This window comes from Burkholderia sp. GbtcB21, from assembly GCF_019091065.1.
Lineage (GTDB): Bacteria > Pseudomonadota > Gammaproteobacteria > Burkholderiales > Burkholderiaceae > Burkholderia > Burkholderia pyrrocinia_C.
In genome coordinates this window covers 1-241 of record NZ_JAGXKA010000419.1, presented here as the reverse complement: position 1 = coordinate 241, position 241 = coordinate 1, and the positions used below count along the sequence as shown (strand labels likewise).

General features: G+C 66.0%; 1 protein-coding gene. It reads right to left on the bottom strand.

Annotation, left to right across the window (positions count from 1 at the left end; genetic code table 11):
• Positions 1–30: 30 nt before the first annotated feature.
• On the bottom strand, positions 31–241 hold a 211-nt coding region (locus KVT39_RS37240; RefSeq protein ID WP_217591514.1), incomplete at its 5' end, for a type II toxin-antitoxin system RelE/ParE family toxin.

The following is a 241-nucleotide window of genomic DNA, read 5'->3' as shown; positions in this document are numbered from 1 at the left end:
CCACGGCCGGGTGCTGACCTTGTCCATCGATCACTCCATGTCGAGATGCGCAAGCACCGCGTGCGCGGCCCGTATGTCGGCTGGTTGCGTCGATTTATCGCCGCCGCAGAGCAGGATGACCCAGATCGTCCCGCGCCGGACGTAGTAGACGCGATAACCGGGGCCATGGTCGATACGCACCTCGACGACCGGCGAGCCGGCGGATTTCCAGTCGCCCGGATTGCCCATCGACAGGCGGTCG